17 protein-coding genes are annotated in these 19,355 nt (G+C 73.3%); 8 read left to right on the top strand and 9 right to left on the bottom strand.

The window, feature by feature from the left end; translation table 11 throughout:
* Window positions 1–140 precede the first annotated feature (140 nt).
* The 3 genes from ACGFN2_RS21335 to ACGFN2_RS21345 all read left to right on the top strand — a co-directional run bounded on the left by ACGFN2_RS21335 (window position 141) and on the right by ACGFN2_RS21345 (window position 5,718).
* The gene (locus ACGFN2_RS21335; RefSeq protein WP_393362655.1) at window positions 141–2,576 is read left to right on the top strand and encodes a ribonucleoside-diphosphate reductase subunit alpha; all 2,436 of its coding nucleotides are present in this window, start codon (window positions 141–143) and stop codon (window positions 2,574–2,576) included.
* Window positions 2,576–3,631, top strand: coding sequence for a ribonucleotide-diphosphate reductase subunit beta (locus ACGFN2_RS21340; protein ID WP_393362658.1), 1,056 nt, complete (start codon window positions 2,576–2,578; stop codon window positions 3,629–3,631). Before ACGFN2_RS21335 ends, ACGFN2_RS21340 begins: the two co-directional genes overlap by 1 nt.
* 110 nt (window positions 3,632–3,741) lie before the next feature.
* Window positions 3,742–5,718, top strand: coding sequence for a transglycosylase domain-containing protein (locus ACGFN2_RS21345; RefSeq protein ID WP_393362661.1), 1,977 nt, complete (start codon window positions 3,742–3,744; stop codon window positions 5,716–5,718).
* 42 nt (window positions 5,719–5,760) lie between these two features.
* Here ACGFN2_RS21345 and def read toward each other — a convergent pair whose 3' ends face one another.
* The 6 genes from def to ACGFN2_RS21375 form a co-directional block, all read right to left on the bottom strand.
* Window positions 5,761–6,405, bottom strand: coding sequence for a peptide deformylase (gene def, locus ACGFN2_RS21350; RefSeq protein WP_362604702.1), 645 nt, complete (start codon window positions 6,403–6,405; stop codon window positions 5,761–5,763).
* 67 nt (window positions 6,406–6,472) lie between these two features.
* Entirely contained in the window at window positions 6,473–7,459 is a 987-nt protein-coding gene (locus tag ACGFN2_RS21355; protein WP_362604704.1) for a hypothetical protein, read from the bottom strand.
* Between the two features lie 438 nt (window positions 7,460–7,897).
* Window positions 7,898–9,187 (bottom strand): HD-GYP domain-containing protein, encoded by a 1,290-nt coding sequence (locus tag ACGFN2_RS21360; protein ID WP_393362744.1) that lies wholly within the window; start codon window positions 9,185–9,187, stop codon window positions 7,898–7,900.
* An 83-nt stretch (window positions 9,188–9,270) separates the two neighbouring features.
* Window positions 9,271–10,704 carry an HD-GYP domain-containing protein gene (locus ACGFN2_RS21365; protein WP_393362665.1) on the bottom strand — a complete coding sequence of 478 codons (1,434 nt, stop codon included), beginning with the start codon at window positions 10,702–10,704 and terminating at the stop codon, window positions 9,271–9,273.
* A gap of 184 nt (window positions 10,705–10,888) precedes the next feature.
* Window positions 10,889–11,293: a mycothiol system anti-sigma-R factor gene (gene rsrA, locus ACGFN2_RS21370; RefSeq protein ID WP_362604708.1), complete on the bottom strand. Its 405-nt coding sequence runs from the start codon at window positions 11,291–11,293 to the stop codon at window positions 10,889–10,891.
* On the bottom strand, window positions 11,290–11,985 hold the full coding sequence (locus tag ACGFN2_RS21375) for a sigma-70 family RNA polymerase sigma factor (RefSeq protein ID WP_362604788.1): 696 nt from the start codon (window positions 11,983–11,985) through the stop codon (window positions 11,290–11,292). The genes rsrA and ACGFN2_RS21375 overlap by 4 nt, the downstream gene beginning before the upstream one ends.
* Window positions 11,986–12,371: 386 nt before the next feature.
* Here ACGFN2_RS21375 and ACGFN2_RS21380 point away from each other — a divergent pair, with 386 nt between their 5' ends.
* Window positions 12,372–12,959 (top strand): XRE family transcriptional regulator, encoded by a 588-nt coding sequence (locus ACGFN2_RS21380; protein ID WP_362604710.1) that lies wholly within the window; start codon window positions 12,372–12,374, stop codon window positions 12,957–12,959.
* Between the two features lie 99 nt (window positions 12,960–13,058).
* Here ACGFN2_RS21380 and ACGFN2_RS21385 read toward each other — a convergent pair whose 3' ends face one another.
* Window positions 13,059–13,706 carry an alpha/beta family hydrolase gene (locus tag ACGFN2_RS21385; RefSeq protein WP_393362670.1) on the bottom strand — a complete coding sequence of 216 codons (648 nt, stop codon included), beginning with the start codon at window positions 13,704–13,706 and terminating at the stop codon, window positions 13,059–13,061.
* Between the two features lie 59 nt (window positions 13,707–13,765).
* Entirely contained in the window at window positions 13,766–14,599 is an 834-nt protein-coding gene (locus ACGFN2_RS21390; protein WP_393362673.1) for an SOS response-associated peptidase, read from the bottom strand.
* Window positions 14,600–14,634: 35 nt separating this feature from the next.
* On the opposite strand from ACGFN2_RS21390, the gene ACGFN2_RS21395 reads away from it, so the two are divergent.
* The 4 genes from ACGFN2_RS21395 (at window position 14,635) to ACGFN2_RS21410 (ending at window position 18,430) form a co-directional block, all read left to right on the top strand.
* Window positions 14,635–15,348, top strand: a complete 714-nt coding sequence (locus tag ACGFN2_RS21395) for a M50 family metallopeptidase (RefSeq protein WP_362604716.1) — start codon at window positions 14,635–14,637, stop codon at window positions 15,346–15,348.
* 166 nt (window positions 15,349–15,514) lie between these two features.
* Window positions 15,515–16,888, top strand: a complete 1,374-nt coding sequence (gene aroA / locus ACGFN2_RS21400) for a 3-phosphoshikimate 1-carboxyvinyltransferase (protein ID WP_393362676.1) — start codon at window positions 15,515–15,517, stop codon at window positions 16,886–16,888.
* 14 nt (window positions 16,889–16,902) lie between these two features.
* Window positions 16,903–17,910: a ribosome small subunit-dependent GTPase A gene (gene rsgA, locus ACGFN2_RS21405; protein ID WP_362604720.1), complete on the top strand. Its 1,008-nt coding sequence runs from the start codon at window positions 16,903–16,905 to the stop codon at window positions 17,908–17,910.
* Between the two features lie 196 nt (window positions 17,911–18,106).
* Complete coding sequence (locus ACGFN2_RS21410; RefSeq protein ID WP_362604790.1) at window positions 18,107–18,430, top strand: multidrug efflux SMR transporter; 324 nt, start codon at window positions 18,107–18,109, stop codon at window positions 18,428–18,430.
* Between the two features lie 49 nt (window positions 18,431–18,479).
* Here ACGFN2_RS21410 and ACGFN2_RS21415 read toward each other — a convergent pair whose 3' ends face one another.
* Window positions 18,480–19,208, bottom strand: a complete 729-nt coding sequence (locus ACGFN2_RS21415) for a TetR/AcrR family transcriptional regulator (protein ID WP_393362679.1) — start codon at window positions 19,206–19,208, stop codon at window positions 18,480–18,482.
* Between the last annotated feature and the right edge of the window lie 147 nt (window positions 19,209–19,355).

Consider the following 19,355-nt stretch of genomic DNA (forward strand, 5'->3'; position numbering starts at 1 on the left):
TACGTCCGGGCCCCGAGGGTTGGGCCGGTGGACGCCGCGCGGTGTGCCCGCGCACCCCTGCCGTCACGGGGTGCCGCACGCTCGCGTGCGCCCGTCGCGCCCGCCCCTCCCGGCCCCCGCCGAGTGAGGGAGAGCATCACGTGACCATCGCGCCAACGGAGCCCGCGTCAGACGCCGAGGTCGTGCCGCCCGTGGTGGCCACGCCTCCCGGCTCCGCCGACGGCGGACCGGGCGAGGACGGGCCGGGGGTCGCCCTGCTGCGCACCCTGACCCGGCTGACCGAGGACCTGACCGCGACCGACCCCGGCAAGGTGGCCGCCGCCGCCCTCCGCGGCCGGCACGCCGGCTCCGACGAGGCCGAACTGCGGTCGCTGGCCATCGATGCCGCGGCCGGTCTGATCGGTGACGAGCCCCAGTACTCCCGGCTCGCGGCGCGGCTGCTCACCCTCGCGATCGCGGAGGAGGCGGCCGGACAGGGGGCGGTCTCCTTCTCCGCCTCCGTGGAGACCGGCCACCGTGAGGGGCTGATCGCCGACGAGACCGCCGAGTTCGTCCGGGCGCACGCCGCCCGGCTGGACGCGCTGGTCGACCAGGCGCTCGCCGACGGGGCCGACGACCGCTTCGGGTACTTCGGGCTGCGGACGCTGCACTCGCGCTACCTGCTGCGCCACCCCACCACCCGTCAGGTCGTCGAGACCCCGCAGCACTTCCTGCTCCGGGTGGCCTGCGGTCTCGCCGAGGACCACAGCGACCGCGCGCTGGACGACGTCGCCGAGCTCTACCGGCTCACCAGCTCGCTGTCCTACCTGCCCTCCTCCCCCACCCTCTTCAACTCCGGCACCCGCCACCCGCAGATGTCGTCCTGCTACCTGCTGGACTCGCCGCTGGACGAGCTGGACTCGATCTACGACCGCTACCACCAGGTCGCCCGGCTCTCCAAGCACGCGGGCGGCATCGGTCTGTCGTACTCCCGCATCCGTGCCCGCGGTTCGCTGATCCGCGGCACCAACGGGCACTCCAACGGCATCGTGCCGTTCCTGCGCACCCTGGACGCCTCGGTCGCGGCCGTGAACCAGGGCGGCCGGCGCAAGGGCGCCGCCTGCGTCTACCTGGAGACCTGGCACGCGGACATCGAGGAGTTCCTGGAGCTGCGCGACAACACCGGTGAGGAGGCGCGCCGTACGCACAACCTGAACATCGCGCACTGGATTCCGGACGAGTTCATGCGCCGGGTGGCGGCGGACACCGACTGGTCGCTGTTCTCGCCGTCGGACGCCCCGGAGCTGGTGGACCTGTGGGGCGAGGAGTTCGACGCCGCCTACCGCAAGCTGGAGGCCGACGGGCGGGCGCTCAAGCAGATCCCGGCCCGGGTGCTGTACTCCCGGATGATGCGCACCCTGGCGCAGACCGGCAACGGCTGGATGACGTTCAAGGACGCCGCCAACCGCACCGCCAACCAGACCGCCGAGCCCGGCCAGGTCGTGCACTCGTCCAACCTGTGCACGGAGATCCTGGAGGTGACGAACGACGGGGAGACCGCGGTCTGCAACCTGGGGTCGGTCAACCTCGCCGCGCACCTCGGTGACAACGGGGAGATGGACTGGGAGAAGCTGGACGCCACGGTCCGCACCGCCGTCACCTTCCTCGACCGCGTCGTCGACATCAACTTCTACCCGACCGACCAGGCGGGCGCCTCCAACTCCCGCTGGCGCCCGGTGGGTCTGGGCCTGATGGGCCTGCAGGACGTCTTCTTCCGGCTGCGGCTGCCCTTCGACTCGCCCGAGGCGCAGCAGCTGTCGACCCGTATCTCCGAGCGGATCATGCTCGCCGCCTACGAGGCGTCCGCCGACCTCGCCGAGCGGCACGGCCCGCACCCGGCGTGGTCCGCGACCCGCACCGCCCGCGGTGTGCTGCACCCGGACCACTACCCGGACGCCGAGCCGCGCTGGGCGGACCGCTGGGCGGCCCTGCGCGCCCGGATCGCCACGACCGGCATGCGGAACTCGCTGCTGCTGGCGATCGCGCCGACCGCGACCATCGCCTCGATCGCGGGCGTGTACGAGTGCATCGAGCCGCAGGTCTCCAACCTCTTCAAGCGCGAGACGCTGTCCGGCGAGTTCCTCCAGGTCAACGCGTATCTGATCGAGGAGCTCAAGGCGCTGGGGCTGTGGGACGCCCGGACCCGGGACGCGCTGCGCGAGGCCAACGGCTCGGTGCAGGACGTCGCCTGGATTCCGGAGGAGGTCCGGGCGCTGTACCGCACGGCGTGGGAGATCCCGCAGCGCGCGCTGATCGACATGGCCGCGGCGCGTACGCCCTACCTCGACCAGAGCCAGTCGCTGAACCTCTTCATGGCGTCGCCGACCATCGGCAAGCTCAGCTCGATGTACGCCTACGCCTGGAAGCGCGGCATCAAGACGACGTACTACCTGCGTTCCCGGCCGGCGACCCGGATCGCCCAGTCGGCGCGCGGCGGCGCGGCCGCCGCCACCGCCCCCGTACCGCAGCAGGCCACCGACCCCGAAGCGGTCGCCTGCTCCCTGGAAAACCCCGAGTCCTGCGAGGCCTGCCAGTAATGACCACCGCACCCGAGAAGAACGCCGCCGCCGCGCACACCGCCACCACCGGCACGAAGAACCTCCTCGACCCGGGCTTCGAGCTGACCCTGCGTCCGATGCGGTACCCGGACTTCTACGACCGCTACCGGGACGCCATCAAGAACACCTGGACCGTGGAGGAGGTCGACCTCCACTCCGACGTCGCCGACCTCGCCAAGCTCTCCGCGGGTGAGCAGCACATGATCGGCCGGCTGGTGGCGTTCTTCGCGACCGGTGACTCGATCGTCGCCAACAACCTCGTGCTGACGCTCTACAAGCACATCAACTCCCCCGAGGCGCGGCTGTACCTGAGCCGTCAGCTGTTCGAGGAGGCCGTGCACGTCCAGTTCTATCTGACGCTGCTGGACACCTACCTCCCCGACCCGGACGACCGTGCCGCGGCCTTCGCTGCGGTGGAGAACATCCCGTCCATCCGCGAGAAGGCCCAGTTCTGCTTCAAGTGGATGGACTCGGTCGAGAAGATGGACCGGCTGGAGTCCAAGGCCGACCGGCGCCGCTTCCTGCTCAACCTCATCTGCTTCGCGGCCTGCATCGAGGGGCTGTTCTTCTACGGCGCCTTCGCGTACGTGTACTGGTTCCGCTCGCGCGGGCTGCTGCACGGGCTGGCCACCGGCACCAACTGGGTCTTCCGCGACGAGTCCATGCACATGGAGTTCGCGTTCTCGGTGGTGGACACCGTCCGCGAGGAGGAGCCCGACCTCTTCGACGACAAGCTGGAGCAGCAGGTCACCGAGATGCTCAAGGAGGCCGTCGAGGCGGAGCTGCAGTTCGGCCGCGATCTGTGCGGTGACGGGCTGCCGGGCATGAACACCGCGTCGATGCGCGAGTACCTCCAGTGCGTCGCCGACCAGCGGCTGCAGCGGCTCGGCTTCGCCCCGGTCTACGGCTCGGAGAACCCGTTCTCCTTCATGGAGCTGCAGAACGTCCAGGAGCTGACCAACTTCTTCGAGCGCCGGGCGTCCGCCTACCAGGTCGCCGTCGAGGGGTCGGTCTCCTTCGACGACGACTTCTAGGAAGCGTCCGCACGCAGCACGTGCGACGCCCCTTCGCCGCGGCGACACGCCGTTTGTGAGCGTTCTGTTACCTCGGCAACCGGAGCCGGTGTCACCGGGTCTATCCGGGCATGAAGGGAACGAAGGGGCGTCGCCGGTTCCTCGACTATCCGCGGCAGGGGCGAGTCGGCCCGCGCCGCTGGCTGCCGTCATGGCGCCAGTGGCTCGGCGCCGTCTCGCTCTGTGTGCTCGCTCTGGCCGGGCTGTTCGCCGTGGTGTACGCGAAGATCGACGTGCCCGGCGAGAACGAACTGGCGGGCCAGGAAGCCACCGTCTACTACTGGGCGGACGGCAGCGAGATGGTGAGCGTCGGCGCCGTCAACCGGCAGAGCGTCACACTCGACAAGGTGCCCGACTCGGTGGAGAACGCCGTGATCGCGGCGGAGAACGCCACGTTCTACAGCGATTCCGGTGTCTCCTTCAAGGGCATCGGCCGCGCCCTGGTCAGCGCGGTCTCCGGCGGGGAGACCCAGGGCGGCTCGACCATCACCCAGCAGTATGTGAAGAACACCTATCTCTCGCAGGACCAGACGCTCACCCGCAAGGTGCGGGAATTCATCATCTCGCTGAAGGTGAGCAACCAGAAGACGAAGCACGACATTCTGCGCGGCTATCTCAACACCAGCTGGTTCGGGCGGGATTCCTACGGCATCCAGGCCGCCGCCCATGCGTATTACGGCGTGGACGCCGGCCGGCTGAACCCCAGTCAGGGAGCCCTGCTGGCCGCCGTGCTGAAGGGGTCGGAGCAGTACGACCCGGGGCTGAGCAAGGCCAATCACCAGCGGGCCGAGGCCCGTTGGAAGTGGATTCTCGACCGGCAGGTCACCACCGGGAAGATGAGCCGGCAGGAGCGCGCGAAGTACCGCACCTTCCCCGAGCCCCGGGAGCTGTCGAAACCCACCAGCCAGGCCGGGCAGACCGGTTATCTCGTCGATGTCGCCAATAAGTTCATCAAGGCCGGCACCGGGCTGACCGACAAGGACCTGGCGCTCGGCGGTTACCGCATTCACACCACGTTCGACAAACAGCGCACGCACCGCCTGGAAAAGGCCGTCAAGGACGTCCGCCGGGAGAACATCGACCCGAAACACCGCAGCGCCGACACCTTCGTGCAGTTCGGTGCGGCTTCCGTGCGTCCGAAGGACGGCGCCATCGTCGCGGTGTACGGCGGCGCCGACGCCACCGAGCACTTCAGCAACAACGCGGACACCATGGCGGTCCCGGCCGGGTCCGCCTTCAAGCCGTTCGTGCTGGCGGCCGCGCTCCAGAAGCAGGTCTACGCCACCGACACCACCGACACCAAGGACGGCGAGGACGGTGGGACGGCCCCGGGCGACGGTCGGGAAGCCGGGGACGACACGCTGCGGGCGGCGCTGGTCAAGGGCCAGAGCGCGCCGTTCGTGCAGGCCGGGCCGCGCATCGGGCTGGAGCGGATACGGGACGTCGCGGTGGACACGGGGATGCGCAAGGAGAGCATGGCGCAGCTGGAGCAGACCTTCCCGCTGGGCACCTCGGCGCCCAGCGCGATCCGGATGGCGAGCGCCTACACCACCTTCGCCAACGGCGGGCTGCACATCGAGCCGTACGCGGTGTCCCGGATGACCCACGACGGCAAGAAGGTGTCCGGGTTCGCACGTCCCGAGCCCGAGCAGGTCCTCGACGCCGGGGTCGCCCAGGAGGTGACCTCCGCCCTCCACTCGGTGGGCCGGCGCACGCTGGGCGGGCCGGACGGGGCGGCCCTGGACATGCCGGTGGCGGCCGGCCGCACGGAGCCGGACGACCGGATGAAGTCGGCGTGGTTCATCGGCAGCCCGTGGGCCGCCCCGGACCCGGGTGCGGTCACCGGTGGGGACGCCTGGAGCCGCGTCCGCCCCGACAGGGTGCCCGGCGCGGCGGACGGCAACGAGCCGACCACCGCCGTCACCATGTTCCGCAACAAGGCGGGCACCCCCGCGCTGCTGCCGATGCAGGGCGTGGGCGGTGCCAGGAGCGGGCTGGGGACGGCCCTCCCGCCGAAGGTCTGGCAGGCCTACCAGAGCCCGTCCTGACGCGGCCGGGCGCCCGGCGGTCCGCCGGGCGCCCGCGCCGTCTCAGTCGTTGGCGACGACGGGGTAGCGGGGCTCCCGCTCGGACATCTGCTTCAGCGCGTCCTTGCGGTCCCGCTTGCTGAGCCGGTCGATGTAGAGGTAGCCGTAGAGGTGATCGGTCTCGTGCTGGAGGCAGCGGGCGAAGTAGCCGGTGCCCCGGACCGCGATCGGCTCGCCCTTGGCGTCCTGGCCGCGGACCACGGCGTAGTCGGGGCGGGCCAGCTCGGCGTAGGCGCCGGGCACGGACAGGCAGCCCTCGTTGGAGTCGTCGAGAATCCGGCGCTCGGCGGGCAGCTCGTCCAGGACCGGGTTGCAGACCGCGCCGACGTGCCGGACGCCCTCGTCGTCCAGGCAGTCGTAGACGAAGACCTTCAGGTCCACACCGATCTGGTTGGCGGCCAGGCCCACGCCCTCGGCGGTGCGCTGGCTGGCGAACATGTCGTCGATGAGCTGCGCGAGCTCGTCGTCGAACGCCGTGACGTCCTTGCACTCCTTGTGGAGCACCGGGTTGCCGACGACCGTGATGGGCCGCGAGGTGCCGCGCTCACGGTGGGCGGTCTCCCGCTCCTCGGTGTCCGTGACGTCGTCGACGAACTCCTCGTCCACGCGCCGGTCACCGTCTTGATCAAACACAGGCTGCTGGGCCATCTCCGCCGTACGCCTTCCTGAAAACCCTGATAGTCGCCCTACAGCCTACGGGGACGCGGCGGGCCCCTCAGCAGACCTCTTCAAGATCCCGCCATTCCCGGGTGTCCGGGCTGTCCGCGACCCAGCCGTCCAGCAGGCCGCGCACCAGGGCGGACGGCGCCGCGATCCCGCACTCGCGCTCCGGCACCCACAGCGAACCGGAGCCCGCGGTGCGGTGGCCGAGCGGTCCGGGGTGGCCGGGCTCACTGTGGTCGTGCGGGTCGAGGTGCTCGCCCTCGCCCTCGTCGCTGGGCATCCGGCTCTCCGAGCACGTACGGCACAGCAGCCGCACGGAGGAGGACCAGTCCTCGGCGGCGAAGCCCGCGTCGGCCGCCAGCCGCTCCAGGGCGTCCCGGTCGGCCTCCGTGGCGGCCTCCAGGAGCACCACCCAGGTGGGGACCGGGGAGGGCGCCCACAGCTCGATCTCGTCGAAGACCGGGTACGAGGGGCCCGCCGCGGTGGTCCGCTCGCCGTGCGGGACGCCGTCGTGCAGCACCACCTCGCCCCAGCGCCGCCCGGAGGACGGCAGCGGGATCGACAGCACCTCGATACGGGCCGGGTCCAGCCGGCGGCCCCAGACGACCTCGGCCTCGCCCTCGGGGGAGAGCCGCACCGCGGCGCTGCCCAGGGCCATACCGAGCGGTTCGCCGGACGGGGACCCGCCGCTGGGGACCTTGAGGCCGTACGCCTGCCAGGCGCGGCGGGCCAGCGGCCAGTCCTGGAGGGCGGTGGCGGCGATGCCGACGTTCCACCAGTCGGGCGCCCCGGCCTCGCGGTCCAGCAGCGCGACCGCGCGCAGCCCGGCGGCCCGTGCCTGCTCCCAGTCGTGCCGGAACTTGTGCAGCAGGGCGAGGTTGAACCAGGACTCCGAGAGCCACGGTTCCATGTCGGCGGCGCGGGTCAGCAGCGCTCCCGCGTCCTCGTAACGGCCGTCGCCGATCAGCGTGAAAGCGCGGTCGGTCGCCTGGCGCCACGAGGCGGAGGGCCGGTGCCGTACCTTGCCGAAGATCCTCACGATTCCCGCCTGCTGGTTGCTCTTGATGCCGCTCCGGAGGTGTCCCGAGAGGCGTCCGGGGCCTTCTGGGGCGCCTACTCGACAACCTGCCACAGATTGCCGTCGGGCTCAGCCCGGTTTGCCGCCCCCTGCGGCTCCTTGCCCTGTTCCGGCCCCCTGAATCCCCTGAGAGGGACTCCCTTCGCATCCAACCATGCCCATCTCGGAGGCCGCTCATTACCCATGGGTTCCCTCACGTACGGGGCCGTGCGGAGGCTCAACGACGGGGGTGTGACGGCTGGGGCGGATGGGACGCGGGTGGGACTCGGGTGGGATGCCGCCGGGAGTCCGGCATCCCCAGACCATCGACCTTTACGGCCTTGGCGGACATAAGCGACCACAAGGGCGCGGCGGGCGAGGCAGCGCGGGCACGGCCCCGGCCGCTCGGTGTCGGCCGCCTCACCCGGCGCCACCTCCCGCGGCGCCGCCACCGCAGGCCAGCACCCTGGCCAGCGCCTCGACGACCCGGGGCTCGTGGTCGTGCGCGGTGGACAGCCGCAGTCGCTCCAGGGCGCGCAGCGGGCCGCCCGGTCCCGCGGTCTCCCCCGCCAGGTCGTCGTAGGCGTTGACGGTGCGCACGATACGGGCCGTGACCGGCTGCTCGCGGTACGGATCGGCCTGCCGCTCGACGATCACCGCGACCTCGGCGGGGACACCGGTCTGCCGGACCACGGCGCCGCCCAGCAGCGCGATCCGGCGCTGCCGGTCGGGCGGCAGCGGCGCGGTCGCCCCGTCCGGCACCGGGTCCAGCAGCGAGAGCTGGCCGATGTCGTGCATCAGCGCGGCGTATTCGAGGACGTCCAGCTCCGGTGCGTTCAGGCCGAGTTCACGGCCCACGGCGCGGCTGAGCGCGGCCACCCGGCGGGCATGGCCGTGCGGGGTGTAGCCGGCGATCTCGGTGGCACGGGCCAGCGAGGCGATGGTCTGGCGGTAGGTGGCGCGGACCGCCGCGAACCGGCGGACGGCGAACTGGGTCAGCAGCAGCGGCAGACAGAGCACCGGCAGCGCCCAGAGCCCGGCGACCGCGGTGCCCAGCGAGATGACCACCCCGGTGGCGCAGACCGCCGAGCCGATGCCGGGCAGCGCCCGCAACTCGTCGCGCAGCAGCGGCCCGTACGGCCAGCCCGTACGGGCCCGGACGAGCGCGGCCACCAGGACCGCGTCACACAGCGCGGTCAGCGCGAGCAGGGCGATCAGGACGAACGGGTAGACCGGCCCGGAGGCGCCCCAGGAGCCCAGCGTCCCGGTGTTGTAGAGGGGCTGGAAGCAGGTGGCGGCGAAACCGGTGGTCAGCACCCGGCGGGCGAGGCGGTCGAGCGCGGGTCCCTGGCCGCGCGCGAGCCGCGGGACGAGGCCGACCAGCCCGGCCGCCAGGACCACGGCCACGGTCTGCGGGACACCATGGGTGGTCGGCTGTCCGCCGGCCTCGCCGAGCAGGGCGTACGCGAGGGCACCGGCCGCGCCGAGCGGGGCGCCTTCCCGCGCCCCCGGCCCCCGTGCGCCCCCGGCCGCGGGGGCGGGGCCCCGGCCCACCAGTTCGCCGACCGTGATCAACACCCCGAAGGCCAGCGCGAGCCCTGGCTCGGCCAGCCCGTCCCACAGCGTCCGCCCCAGTGACCAGGCCGCCAGCGCGCCGGCCGGGATGTGGACCGCGGCGACCACCCCGCGGCCGCACCGGCCCGGCGGCACGGTGCGCGGGGCGCCGTCCCCGCGCGCCTCCGCCGCGCGGCGCCCGGCCGGACGGCCGCGCCGGGGCTCCTGTGCGGCGCCGCTCACCGTGTGCCGTCCCGCCCGGCCCGTTCCGGATGCGGCACGGGGGGCACCCGTACGGGCACCACCGGCGCGGGCAGCCCGTCCCCGGCGTCCGCCGGCGGGACGTATCCCGCGCCGGACTCCGGGCCCGCCGCCGTCACCAGGTCCGGCTGCCAGCCGTGGCGGTCCAGGGAGGCCGCCAGCGCGCGGACCATCCGCGGGTCGAACTGCGCGCCGGCGCACCTGCGCAGCTCCGCCACGGCCGCCGGCACCGGCCGGGCCCGGCGGTAGGAACGGGTCGAGGTCATCGCGTCGAAGGCGTCAGCGACCGCCACCACCCGTGCGACCTCCGGGATGTGATGGCCCCTCAGCCCGTAGGGGTAGCCGCTGCCGTCCAGCCGCTCGTGGTGGTGCAGGATCGCCGCCCGCGCCTCCTCCAGGAAGCCGATGCCGCGCACGATCTCGTGCCCGTACTCGGGGTGCAGCTCGATGACCCGGCGTTCCTCCGGCGTCAGCGGGCCGTCCTTGCGCAACAGCCGGGTGGGGACGCCGAGTTTGCCGACGTCGTGCAGGATGCCGGCGAACCGCAGCGCCTCCATCCGGTCCTCCGGCAGGCCCAGCTCCCGGGCGATCATCACCGAGGCGCGCCCCACCCGCTCGCTGTGGCCGCGGGTGTAGCGGTCCTTGATGTCCACGGCCTGGACGAGGGCGCGGATGGTCGCCTGGTGGGCGGCGCGTTCCCGGTGGTAGCGGTCGAAGACCCAGCAGGAGAGGTACATCGGCAACAGCACCAGCAGCGCCGCCGGCGGCCCGTACGGACTGCGCCACAGGACCACCATCATCAGCCCGGCCAGGCCGTGCACCAGGTGCGGCCCCAGCGAGCGGGTCAGCAGCCCGCGCCAGGCGGTGCGGACGGGGTGCCGCTCGGCGGTGGCCAGCACCCCGCCGTCGAGTGCCGCGAGCACCGCGCAGAAGGCGGCCGCGGCCGCCACCGCGGGCAGCAGCAGGAGGGGGAACCGCGGTGCGGACAGCGGGTGGGGGCCGAGCAGCCGGAACACCTCGGCGGCCGCGCAGCAGGCCAGCGCCAGTTCGGCGGCGTGCCACAGCCTGCGGGTGGCGGCCGAGCGCGGCGCGGCCGGGGCGATCAGCGCACCGGGGACGGCGGCCAGCGCGGCCAGCGGCGGCGGCAGCAGGAAGACCCCGGCGAGCAGGACGGGGCCGGCCCAGCCGGCGGGGAAGCCGCCTGACGCCCCAGGGCCCGTGCCGTGCGGGGCCCGGCCGCCCGGCGGCGGGCTGCGGCGCAGCTGTTCGCACAGTCCGTACAGGAGGGCCAGGGCGAGGGCGCTGCTCCAGGGGGCGTCGGCGCCCAGTCCCGCGGCGGGTGCGGCACACAGCGCCGCGGCCAGTGCGGCGCAGCCGATATAGCCCCGTGCGGCCGCCGGAAGTCCTCGCATCGCGCCCTCCTCGCCCTGCCCACCGCTCCCCCGGGCTCGTGCGGAGCCGGGGACCCCCGTCGCACCGCATCGGCAGTGCGCTCGGGTCGGTGAGAATAGAGGCGCGGGGGCGCCGGGGAAGGCGGATCAGCGGATCGGGCGGGACGAGCGCCCCAGCCCTCACCCCTTGGGGTGATGTGCCGCGTTATTCGGCCCGTGCGGCCTCGGTACGTGCATCGGTGGAGCCGGTGGCGCCGGCCGGACCGGTCGCCTCCTCCGCGGCGGCATCCGACTGCTCGCGCTCGGCCTGTTCCCTGGTGGCCTGTTCGAGCACGCTCACCTCCGGGACGGTCTCCCCGGCCCGGATGAGCTCGATCCGGCCCATCACCTTGGAGCGCAGATCGCTGGGGACGTCGTCATGGCCGCAGCAGCGCTTGACGAGCTTCTTGACGGCCTGCTCCAGGCCGTACTTCTCCAGGCACGGCGAGCACTCGTCGAGATGCACCTGGAAGTCTGCGCACTCCCCCGCGGGCATCTCCCGGTCGAGATACTCGTAGAGGTGGTCGAGGACCTCTGAGCAGTCCTTCTCGTGCGGCTCTCCGCAGCTCATGATCCCGAGCCTTTCCGGTCGTGCGCGTCCGACGTCTGCGCGGCCTCCGGGTCACCGGCCGCCGCCCCCGCCGGGACCAGCCCGCGGTCACGGGCGTAATCCTCCAGCATGCCCCGCAGTTGGCGCCGGCCGCGGTGCAGACGGGACATCACCGTGCCGATGGGTGTCCCCATGATGTCCGCGATCTCCTTGTACGCAAAGCCCTCCACGTCCGCCAGGTAGACCGCGATGCGGAATTCCTCGGGGATCGCCTGGAGCGCGGCCTTCACGTCGGAGTCGGGGAGGTGGTCGAGCGCCTGTGACTCGGCGGAGCGCAGCCCGGTCGACATGTGCGACTCGGCGCGCGCCAGCTGCCAGTCCTCGATCTCCTCGGCGGCGCTGCGCTGGGGCTCACGCTGCTTCTTACGGTAGGAGTTGATGAAGGTGTTCGTGAGGATGCGGTAGAGCCACGCCTTGAGGTTGGTGCCCTCCCGGAACTGGTGGAAGGACGCGTACGCCTTGGCGTACGTCTCCTGCACCAGGTCCTCCGCGTCGGCCGGATTGCGCGTCATGCGCAGCGCGGCGGAGTACATCTGGTCCAGGAAGGTGAGCGCGTCCCGCTCGAAGCGTGCGTTGCGCTCGACAGCGCTCTCCTGGGCCTTGTTCTCAGCCGTGCCGTCGGTCCCTGCGTCGGTACCGGTGACCGGACCCACCTCCTCCAACACCGTCCGGGGTCCGGATGCGGACCCACCCGATTCGGAGAATAGACGACGATCCGGTGCGGCCGCCGCTCCAGCCAGGGCGGGCTGCGTGACCTGCATCTGCGACCACGGCAGGTCGGCGGCCGGGCGGGCCGGGCAAGCGATTCCCATGCGGCGGACTCCCATTCCTCGTGCTTCACCGGACGTACTCGGGCGGTACGTATGGCACAACAGCCGCGCCCGCCACGGCATTCCCGCCGCGCTGTCAAGGTTTCGGACGGAATTCCGTCCGGCGTGCGGCGGCCTCCCGTGCCGACCGTGCGAGCGGCTTCCGGGCGGACTCCCCAGGCTGCCCCCGAGGGCTTGACAAAGCGGCTTGCCGCTTCAGCAATAGAAAGGTGGACGACACCGCGTACGAACGCGTACTGGCGGAGGTGGGCCCGCGGCTGCGGCGGATGCGCCAGGAGCGCGGGGTGACACTGACCGCGCTCTCCGAGGCGACCGGCATTTCGGTCAGCACCCTGTCGCGCCTGGAGTCCGGCGGCCGCAAGGCCACCCTCGAACTGCTGCTGCCGCTGGCACAGGCCCATCAGGTACCGCTGGACCAGCTGGTGGGGGCGCCGGAGGTCGGCGATCCACGGGTGCGGGCGGCGCCGATCCGGATGGGCGACAGGACCGCGGTTCCGCTGACCCGCCAGCCGGGCGCGCTCCAGGCGTTCAAGCTGATCCTGGACCCGGTCGGCGGCCCGCGTGAGCAGCGCACGCACGAGGGCTACGAGTGGTTCTACGTGCTGTCCGGGCGGCTGCTGCTCCTGCTCGCCGACCGCGAGGTGGAGCTGCGGGCCGGGGAGGCGGCGGAGTTCGACACCCGGCTGCCGCACTGGTTCGGGCCCGCGGGCGACGAGCCCGTGGAGCTGCTGAGCCTCTTCGGCAGGCAGGGCGAGCGGATGCACGTCCGGGCCCGCCCGCGCGGCCGGGGCGACTGAGCCGGCCGGGCCGCGGCGCGGGGCCCGGCGCCCCGCCGGACAGCGCCCCGGCCCACGGGTTCCCGGCCCGCACGGCCGCCGCCCCGGCCGCCCGGTCCGTCAGCCGAACATCCCGTCCAGCCAGTCCGCCACCGCGTCCGTGAGGACGGCCATCGACCCCGCCTCGTCCACGCCCGCCTTCTTCGGCACCGCGAAACCGTGATCGCCGTGCGCCACCTCGGTGATCTCCGTCCCCGCCGGGAACTCCGCCGGCCGGCCGAACGGATCGCGCCCGCCCTGGACGACCAGCGTCGGCACCCCGGCGCCGGTCAGCTCGTCCGCCCGGGACTTCTCCGGGCGGCCCGGCGGGTGCAGCGGGAAGCTCAGCGCCACCACGGCCCGCGCGCCCAGTTCGCGCGCGGTACGGCAGGCCACCCGGGCCCCGGCGCTCCGGCCGCCGGCGACCACCGGCAGCCCCGGCTTCTCCAGCGCCGGCCACAGCGCGGTCCAGCCGGTGTCCAGGGTCTTCGGCGCGGGCGCCACCTTCTTGCCGGCCACCCGCCACGGCTGCTCGACCAGCGCCACGGGGTAGCCGCGGTCCGGCAGCACGGCCGCCAGGGCCCGCAGGTCACGCGCCTCGATACCGCCGCCGGCGCCATGGCTCAGCGCCACCACGGCCCGCGCCGGCCGCGCCGCGCGGTACCAGGTGATCCGGGCGTCGCCCGCCGGTGTCCCGACCGTCTCGGTCTCTTTCGCCGCAGTGCTCATACGCCCATCCTGCCCGCACCGCACCGGGAAGGGCGGCGCGGCGGTCCGGGCGCGGCGGCTCAGAACAGCGTGCCCACCTCGGGCCCGTCGAGTTCGGTGAGCAGCTCGGGCCCGTTGTTGCGGACGTTGCTGACACCGGTCGGGACGGGGTGGGCGCGCAGCAGCCCGGCCGGCGGCGGCGTCAGCAGCTCGCGCACCGCGTCCGGGTCGGTACGGGCCGGGTCGAGCCAGGCGTCCCAGCGGTCCGGGGTCAGCACCAGCGGCATCCGGGGGTGGATGTCGGCCAGCGCCTGCGGCCCGCTGCCGCCGTCCGCCCCGGCCAGCGGGGTGGTCTCGGCCTCGGTGGTGACGACGGTGCAGGTCACCCACCAGGCCAGCGGGTGGTCGCCGGGCAGCGTCCGGTCCCGCCAGAACTCGTACAGCCCGGCCATCGCCATCACGGAGCCGTCCGCGGGCGTCACGAAGTACGGCTGCTTCCGGGGCCGCTTCTTCTTGCCCTGCTCCTCCAGCTGCCGCTCCGCGGCGTCGGTGACCCACTCGAAATAGCCGTCACCGGGCAGCAGGCAGCGGCGGGTCGCGAAGGCCTGCCGGAACGACGGCTTCTCGTGCACCGTCTCGGACCGCGCATTGATCATCTTCGCGGCGCCCTCGGGTGATTTCGACCACGAGGGGACCAGGCCCCACTTCAGCGCCCGCAGCTGGCGCACCGGACCGCCCGGCGGAAAGGTCTCGGCCGCCGCGCCCTTGAGGGGACGTTCGAGCACCACGTGCACCGGGTCGGTCGGGGCCACGTTCCAGTTGGGCGCCAGGGTCTCCGCCGGCTCCCACTGCCGCACGCCGAAGAGCCCCACCAGTTCCTCGGGGCGACGACTCGCTGCATACCTACCGCACATGCATGCCACACTGCCATGCCACACGAAGGGGAGACATGGACACCGACCACCTCACGGACATATGGAGCCGCGTGTTCGGGACCCAGCCCGATCCCTCGGTCTGGCTGGTGATCGCCACGGCGGTGCTGGCGCTGGGCGCGGTCGTCCCGCGCACCCCCTGGCGGCTGTCGCGGAACGCCGTCACCATCGCCCACGAGGGCGGGCACGGGCTGATCGCGCTGCTCACCGGCCGCCGCCTGGACGGCATCCGGCTGCACTCCGACACCTCGGGGCTGACCGTCTCGCGCGGCAAGCCGACCGGTCTGGGCATGGTGCTGACCGCAGCGGCCGGCTACATCACGCCGTCCCTGCTCGGTCTTGCGGGCGCCGCGCTGCTCGCCGCGGGGCACATCACCGCGCTGCTGTGGGGCGCCACCGCGCTGCTCCTGGCGATGCTGGTCATGATCCGTAACGCCTACGGCGTGCTCACGGTCGTGCTGACCGGCGCCGCGTTCGTGCTGGTCTCCTGGCTGACGACGGCGGACGTGCAGGCGGCGTTCGCGTATCTGGTGGTGTGGTTCCTGCTGCTGGGCGGGGTGCGGCCGCCGTTCGAGCTCCAGGGGAAGCGGCGGCACGGAGGGGCCGTGGACTCCGATCCGGACCAGCTGGCGCGGCTGACGCACGTCCCGGCGTTCGTCTGGCTCGGCCTCTTCCACGTGGTGACGCTGTGCTCGCTGATCGGCGGCGGGCGCTGGCTGCTCGGGGTCTGACGTCAACCGCCCCGCGCCGTAGGCCGGTTCGCGCACCGGCCCGGCCGGTGCTCCCGCCCTGCGGGCGCTTCCGGCACGTGAGCGCCCCGACCGTGCCGCGTTTCCCCGGGGTGTACGCCGCTTTTGATCAAGATCGGCACCCTTGCTCAGCCATTAAAGTAAGGGCATGACCGAGAGCCCCGCACATCCCGCCCTGTGGCCCGCCCCCCTCGCCTCCGGGGCCGTCGATGCAACCGTCACCGTGCCCGGCTCCAAATCGGTCACCAACCGCGGTCTGGTCCTGGCCGCCCTCTCCGCCGAGCCCGGCTGGCTGCGCCGCCCGCTGCGCTCCCGTGACACGCTCCTGATGGCCGAGGCCCTGCGCACCCTGGGCGTCGGCATCGAGGAGACCGCGTCCTCCAGCTCCGCCGGTTCCGCGGACGCCGCCGGGCCGGGCGGCGGCGGGGAGGCCTGGCGGGTGATCCCGGCGGGGCTGCACGGCCCGGCCACCATCGACGTCGGCAACGCCGGAACGGTCATGCGCTTCCTGCCGCCGGTCGCCGCCCTCGCCGACGGCCCGATCCGCTTCGACGGCGACCCGCGCTCCTACGAACGCCCCCTCGGCGGGGTGATCGACGCGCTGCGCGCCCTGGGCGCCCGCATCGACGACGACAGCCGCGGCGCGCTGCCCATGACGGTCTTCGGCAGCGGCGGCCTGGACGGCGGCCGGGTCGAGATCGACGCGTCCTCCTCCTCCCAGTTCGTCAGCGCGCTGCTGCTGTCCGCGCCGCGCTTCAACCAGGGCGTCGAGGTACGGCACGTGGGCGCGGCGCTGCCCTCCATGCCGCACATCCGGATGACCGTCGACATGCTGCGCAGCGTCGGCGCGCAGGTGGACACCCCGGAGGCGGGCGGCGAGCCCAACGTCTGGCGGGTCACTCCGGGCGCCCTGCTCGGCCGCGACCTGGTGGTCGAGCCGGACCTGTCCAACGCCCAGCCGTTCCTGGCCGCGGCGCTGGTCACCGGCGGCCGGGTCACCATCCCGGACTGGCCCGAGCACACCACGCAGCCCGGTGACGCGCTGCGCGAGATCTTCACCACCATGGGCGGCTCCTGCGAGCTGACCGACCGCGGGCTGACCTTCACCGGCAGCGGCCGTATCCACGGCATCGACGTCGACCTGAGCGAGGTCGGCGAGCTGACCCCCGGCATCGCCGCGGTCGCCGCGCTGGCCGACTCCCCCTCCACGCTGCGCGGGGTGGCGCACCTCCGGCTGCACGAGACCGACCGGCTGGCCGCACTCACCAAGGAGCTCAACGAGCTCGGCGGCGACGTCACCGAGACCGCGGACGGTCTGCACATCCGGCCGCGCCCGCTGCACGGCGGGGTCTTCCACACCTACGAGGACCACCGGCTGGCCACCGCCGCCGCGATCATCGGCCTGGCCGTCGACGGCGTGCGGGTGGAGAACGTCGCCACCACCGCCAAGACGCTGCCGGACTTCCCGGCGATGTGGTCGGACATGCTCGACCCGGCGGCCGTGTCCGCCCGGAGAGGCTGAGGGCTGACGCCACCATGCGCCGCTACGGAAAGAACCCCGACGAGGACGACATCCGCGTCCGCCCCAACCCCAAGGGCAACCGCCCCCGCACCAACATCCGCCCCAAGCACGAGGACGCCGGCGAGGGCCTGGTCCTGACCGTCGACCGGGGCCGGCTGACCTGTCTCATCGAGGGCCGTACGGTCACCGCGATGAAGGCCCGCGAACTGGGCCGCAAGAGCGCGGTGGTCGGCGACCGGGTCGCCGTCGTCGGTGACCTGAGCGGCACCAAGGACACCCTCGCCCGCATCGTCCGGGTCGAGCCGCGCTCCTCGACGCTGCGCCGTACGGCCGACGACGACGACCCGTTCGAGCGGGTCGTCGTCGCCAACGCCGACCAGCTCGCGATCGTCACCGCGCTCGCCGACCCCGAGCCGCGCCCCCGGCTCATCGACCGCTGCCTGGTGGCCGCCTACGACGCGGGCCTCGACCCGCTGCTGGTGCTCACCAAGTCCGATCTGGCCTCCGCGGACACTCTGCTGGAGTCCTACGGCGCGCTCGGCGTCCCCTACCTCGTCACCAACCGCGACGAACTCGCCGACGGCAGCGCCGCCGAACACATCCGGGCCTCGCTCGCGGGCCGTATGACGGCCTTCGTCGGGCACTCCGGCGTCGGCAAGACCACCCTGGTCAACGCCCTGGTCCCGGAGCGCCGCCGGGCCACCGGGCACGTCAACGCGGTCACCGGCCGCGGGCGGCACACCACCACCTCCGCCCTGGCGCTGCCGCTGCCCGACGACTCGGGCTGGGTCATCGACACCCCCGGCGTCCGGTCCTTCGGACTGCACCACGTCGACCCGTCCCGGGTCATCCACGCCTTCCCCGACCTGGAGCCGGGCACCGCGGACTGCCCGCGCGCGTGCAGCCACGACGAACCGGACTGCGCGCTGGACGCCTGGGTCACCGACGGCCACGCCGATCCGGCCCGCCTCTACTCCCTGCGCCGGCTCCTGGCCACCCGGGAACGACGCGAGGGCGACTGATCGCCGAAGTTTGCCCCCGCCCCTCCGACGTAAAGGCATAATCACACCAAGGTCGGCGCAGCGGTCCATCACGCCCTGATCGCCCGGAAGGGGCCGTAGGGAGTGATTCTGACGCCCCGTCGTCGCTCACCCGGGACAGGCCCCAAGGTCTGTCCGCCGGACAGGCCCTGGCTGACGGAGGCAATGGGACATGGCGATGGCGTGGCTGCTGGTCGTGGTGGCGGGGATTCTGGAGACCGGCTTCGCGGTCTGCCTCAAGCTCTCGCACGGCTTCACCCGCCTCTTCCCCACCATCGCGTTCGCGGCCTTCGCCCTCGGCAGCTTCGGTCTGCTGACGCTGGCGCTGCGCCGCCTCGACGTCGGCCCGGCGTACGCGGTGTGGACCGGCATCGGTGCGGCCGGTACGGCGATCTACGGCATGGTCTTCCTCGGCGACGTGGTCTCCACCCTGAAACTCGTCTCCATCACGATGGTGATCGTCGGGGTGGTCGGACTCCAGCTGTCGGGTTCGGCGCACTGACCCGGCCCCCCGCGCACCGGCCCTTCACCCCCGCCTCCGTGAAAGCCCGTCAGCGGCACTCCCCCGGCGGCACGCCGCCCGGCATCCGGGCGAAGGCACCCCGTACGAGCCGGGACACCGCCTCGGTCTCCAGCTCCCGGCGCGACCGGGCCGGGACGCGCCCCGGGGCCGGCCCCGCCCCGGGCGTCACCGGCGCGACCACACAGGCCAGGGTCAGCCGCGCCGCGGTCTCGCAGGCGGTGCACAGGGCGGGCAGCGCCTCCTCGGGCCAGTCGGGCTCCAGCGCCGCGACCGCCTGAGCGCAGAACCGGCCGACGAGTTCGGCGGGCCCCGGCAGCGGCCCGTTACCCGGCGGCGCGGCCCGCTGCGCGGGGATGCCGGCCCCGGCGGCCCGGGCCGGCGCGGCCTCGGCGGCCGCCGAAGGGGCCGGCAGCCGGTCGTTCCAGCAGCCGGTGAGTGCGGCCCTGACCAGAGGGTTGGCGCGCGCGGTCCGCAGCGTCCAGGCCGCCGCGGCCGCCACCCGGCCCGCCGCGTCACCCCGGGCACCGGCGGCCGTGGACCTCGGGTCCAGCGCCCGCGCGACCCCGGCGAGGTAGTTGTCGGTCTCCCGGCGGACCAGGGCGCGGGCCAGCCCCTCCTTGCTGCCGAACTCGTTGTAGAGCGTCTGCCGGGACACCCCGGCCGCGGCCGCGACATCGACCATCCGCACGGCCGGCCAGGCCCGTTCGGTCAGCGCCGCGTAGGCCGCGTCCAGCAGGGATTCACGCGCTGCGGGCATCCGTCGCCTCCCCGGCCGCCGGCCCCGGGTGACCGGTGTGGGCACAGAATTGACGCACCGCCAGATACTGTCAAGGGCCGCCGCAGCGGGGGCGCACCGGCGGCGCACGGACCGCCACACGCCGGGCGGCGCACGGCCGTGTGACTC

This window comes from Streptomyces sp. NPDC048612 (genome assembly GCF_043199295.1).
Lineage (GTDB): Bacteria > Actinomycetota > Actinomycetes > Streptomycetales > Streptomycetaceae > Streptomyces.

Coding starts and splice junctions, on each gene's coding strand:
- ACGFN2_RS21340 (WP_393362658.1), top strand. CDS start 2,576: ATGACCACCGCACCCGAGAAGAACGCCGCCGCCGCGCACACCGCCACC.
- ACGFN2_RS21345 (WP_393362661.1), top strand. CDS start 3,742: ATGAAGGGAACGAAGGGGCGTCGCCGGTTCCTCGACTATCCGCGGCAG.
- def (WP_362604702.1), bottom strand. CDS start 6,405: ATGGCCCAGCAGCCTGTGTTTGATCAAGACGGTGACCGGCGCGTGGAC.
- ACGFN2_RS21365 (WP_393362665.1), bottom strand. CDS start 10,704: ATGCGAGGACTTCCGGCGGCCGCACGGGGCTATATCGGCTGCGCCGCA.
- rsrA (WP_362604708.1), bottom strand. CDS start 11,293: ATGAGCTGCGGAGAGCCGCACGAGAAGGACTGCTCAGAGGTCCTCGAC.
- ACGFN2_RS21385 (WP_393362670.1), bottom strand. CDS start 13,706: ATGAGCACTGCGGCGAAAGAGACCGAGACGGTCGGGACACCGGCGGGC.
- ACGFN2_RS21390 (WP_393362673.1), bottom strand. CDS start 14,599: ATGTGCGGTAGGTATGCAGCGAGTCGTCGCCCCGAGGAACTGGTGGGG.
- ACGFN2_RS21395 (WP_362604716.1), top strand. CDS start 14,635: ATGGACACCGACCACCTCACGGACATATGGAGCCGCGTGTTCGGGACC.
- aroA (WP_393362676.1), top strand. CDS start 15,515: ATGACCGAGAGCCCCGCACATCCCGCCCTGTGGCCCGCCCCCCTCGCC.
- rsgA (WP_362604720.1), top strand. CDS start 16,903: ATGCGCCGCTACGGAAAGAACCCCGACGAGGACGACATCCGCGTCCGC.
- ACGFN2_RS21410 (WP_362604790.1), top strand. CDS start 18,107: ATGGCGTGGCTGCTGGTCGTGGTGGCGGGGATTCTGGAGACCGGCTTC.
- ACGFN2_RS21415 (WP_393362679.1), bottom strand. CDS start 19,208: ATGCCCGCAGCGCGTGAATCCCTGCTGGACGCGGCCTACGCGGCGCTG.